Annotated in this window: 3 protein-coding genes; all 3 read left to right on the top strand. The window is 54.7% G+C overall.

What is annotated here, in order from left to right:
• A partial coding sequence (lpxC, locus tag QMM04_RS21835) for a UDP-3-O-acyl-N-acetylglucosamine deacetylase (RefSeq protein WP_282997019.1) occupies positions 1–752 on the top strand: 752 nt, incomplete at its 5' end.
• Positions 753–1023: 271 nt separating this feature from the next.
• On the top strand, positions 1024–1524 hold the full coding sequence (gene secM / locus QMM04_RS21830; RefSeq protein ID WP_031279702.1) for a secA translation cis-regulator SecM: 501 nt from the start codon (positions 1024–1026) through the stop codon (positions 1522–1524).
• Between the two features lie 77 nt (positions 1525–1601).
• On the top strand, positions 1602–3102 hold a 1501-nt coding region (gene secA / locus QMM04_RS21825; protein ID WP_282997018.1), incomplete at its 3' end, for a preprotein translocase subunit SecA.

Genomic DNA, 3102 nt, shown 5'->3' with positions numbered 1-3102 from the left:
ACGTGCGCGACACCATGCTGAGTACCTGCCTGGTGAATGATGAAGGCGTGCGTATTTCGACGGTTGAACACCTGAATGCTGCATTGGCAGGTCTGGGTATCGACAACATTATTGTTGAAGTCGATGCGCCAGAAATTCCGATCATGGATGGCAGTGCCGCGCCTTTTGTTTATTTGCTGATGGATGCCGGTGTCGAAGAGCTGAACAGCGCGAAGAAATTCGTGCGCGTGAAGCAAACGGTACGGGTTGAAGATGGCGATAAGTGGGCCGAGATTAAACCGTACAACGGTTTTTCACTCGACTTCACCATCGACTTCAAACATCCGGCGATCGACTCAAGCTCGCAGCGTTACCAGCTCAATTTCTCGGCTGAATCCTTTGTGCGTCAGATTAGCCGTGCGCGCACCTTCGGCTTTATGCGTGAAATCGAATATCTGCAGTCTAAAGGCCTGTGCCTGGGCGGTAGTTTAGATTGTGCGATTGGCCTCGATGACTTCCGCGTATTGAATGAAGATGGCCTGCGCTTTGAAGATGAGTTCGTGCGTCACAAAATGCTGGACGCCATCGGCGACCTGTTCATGTGTGGTCATAACGTGATTGGCGCATTCTCTGCGTTCAAGTCCGGCCATGCGCTGAACAACAAACTGTTGCAGGCGGTACTGGCGAAGCAGGAAGCCTGGGAATGGGCGACCTTCGAAGACGAAGCTGAACTGCCACTGGCCTTCAAAGCGCCAAATTTAGTGCTGGCTTAATTAGTCAGCCATCAAACGGCGGGCTTCCCTGACACCCTCTCCGGTCAGTGGAACCCGCCGTTTTTTATTGCCCGCCGCTAAGCTGTAATCCCGCTCGCAAAACCCTGTTGCCAGCGACCAAACCCTGCGCAAAAAAACGTGAAATCCGCCGTAAGCCCTTTAATCCCTGATGTCGAAGCCCCACATAAGTGCTATTATCTGGCGCTCATGTAAGCAGGGTGCGTAACGCAACTCTGGCTTAGCGCTTAATGACTGGCATGATGGACGAAAGGTGATCGGGATTTTCTCACGCTGGCGACAACTCGGCAGACGCTATTTCTGGCCTCATCTCCTGTTGGGAATGGTGGCGGCCAGTCTCGGCCTGCCTGCCTGTGCACAAAGCGCAGAACCCACCAGCAGCGATTCGCCGGTCAGCAGCCTGTTTACCGGCAAGGTGGTGCGGTTTGATCACCTGATTCGCCTGCAGGAAAGCGCGCGCCGTCCCAGTTTCAACGTTGACTACTGGCATCAGCACGCCATCCGCACCGTTATTCGCCATCTCTCATTCAGCATGACGCCGCCCGCGACCGCGGAAGCGGAGCATGCATTGCCGCTGGCGGCGCAAAAGCTGGCGCTGATTGACTCGCTGCAGGCGCTGCTGACTTCACCCGCGCAACCTTTAGCCGCGATGGCACCGCCGTCGCGAGCGCATCATGTTTCGCCCAACGTTCACTCTTCTGCTGACTGGCAGGCTGCTATTCATGGCATCCGCGCCGGACCTTTCATTGCTTAACGCTAACGTTATTTTCCTTTTTCTGTTTTTTGCTTTTGCAGCCCGTATTGTCACGGCTGAATTGAGATAAATTTATTATGTTAATCAAATTGTTAACGAAAGTTTTTGGTAGCAGCAATGATCGTACTCTGCGCCGCATGCGTAAAGTGGTCGATGTCATCAACAAGATGGAGCCGGAGTTCGTCAAACTGTCTGACGACGAACTGAAAGCGAAAACCGATCAATTCCGCGAGCGCCTGAAAAAAGGTGAAACGCTGGAGAGCCTGATTCCCGAAGCCTTCGCCACCGTGCGTGAAGCCAGTAAGCGCGTGTTTGGCATGCGCCACTTTGATGTGCAGCTGATCGGCGGCATGGTGCTCAACGAACGCTGCATCGCGGAGATGCGCACCGGTGAGGGTAAAACCCTGACTGCGACGCTGCCAGCCTACCTGAACGCGCTGAGCGGCAAGGGCGTGCACGTTGTGACCGTCAACGACTATCTGGCGCAGCGTGACGCCGAAAACAACCGTCCGCTGTTTGAGTTCCTCGGTCTGACAGTCGGTATTAACCTGCCGGGCATGCCGGCGGTGGCTAAGCGCGCTGCCTATGCAGCCGATATCACCTACGGCACCAACAACGAATACGGCTTCGATTATCTGCGCGATAACATGGCCTTCAGTCCGGAAGAGCGCGTACAGCGTAAACTGCACTATGCGCTGGTGGATGAGGTGGACTCGATCCTGATCGATGAAGCGCGTACGCCGCTGATTATCTCGGGTCCGGCCGAAGACAGCTCCGATCTCTACATCAAGGTCAACAAAATCATCCCGCACCTGGTGCGCCAGGAAAAAGAAGACTCGGATAACTTCCAGGGCGAAGGTGACTTCTGGGTGGATGAAAAAGCCCGTCAGGCGCACATGACCGAGCGCGGTCTGGTGAAAGTGGAAGAGCTGCTGGTCAGTCAGGGCATCATGGATGAGGGCGAATCACTCTACTCGCCGACCAACATCATGCTGATGCACCACGTGACGGCAGCACTGCGCGCCCATGCACTGTTCACCCGCGACGTTGACTACATCGTGAAGGACGGCGAGGTGATCATTGTTGATGAACACACCGGCCGTACCATGCAGGGACGTCGCTGGTCTGATGGCCTGCATCAGGCGGTCGAAGCCAAAGAAGGTGTGGAGATCCAGAATGAAAACCAGACGCTGGCTTCCATCACCTTCCAGAACTACTTCCGTATCTACGAGAAACTGGCCGGTATGACCGGTACCGCTGATACTGAAGCGTTTGAATTCAGCTCCATCTACAAACTCGATACCATCGTGGTGCCGACCAACCGTCCGATGGTGCGTAAAGATATGGCCGATCTGGTCTACATGACCGAGAAAGAGAAGATCGACGCCATTATCGAAGATATTCGTACCTGTACGGCTAACGGTCAGCCGGTACTGGTGGGCACCATCTCGATTGAAAAATCGGAAGTGGTATCTCAGGAGCTGACGCGCGCGGGTATTAAGCACAGCGTACTGAACGCCAAGTTCCACGCCAGCGAAGCGGATATCGTGGCACAGGCAGGTCAACCAGCTGCAGTCA

The organism is Pantoea sp. Pa-EAmG, from assembly GCF_030024295.1.
GTDB classification, from domain to species: Bacteria; Pseudomonadota; Gammaproteobacteria; order Enterobacterales; family Enterobacteriaceae; genus Pantoea; species Pantoea dispersa.
Note: the sequence above shows the minus strand (reverse complement) of the source record. Positions and strands in the feature narration are given on the sequence as shown.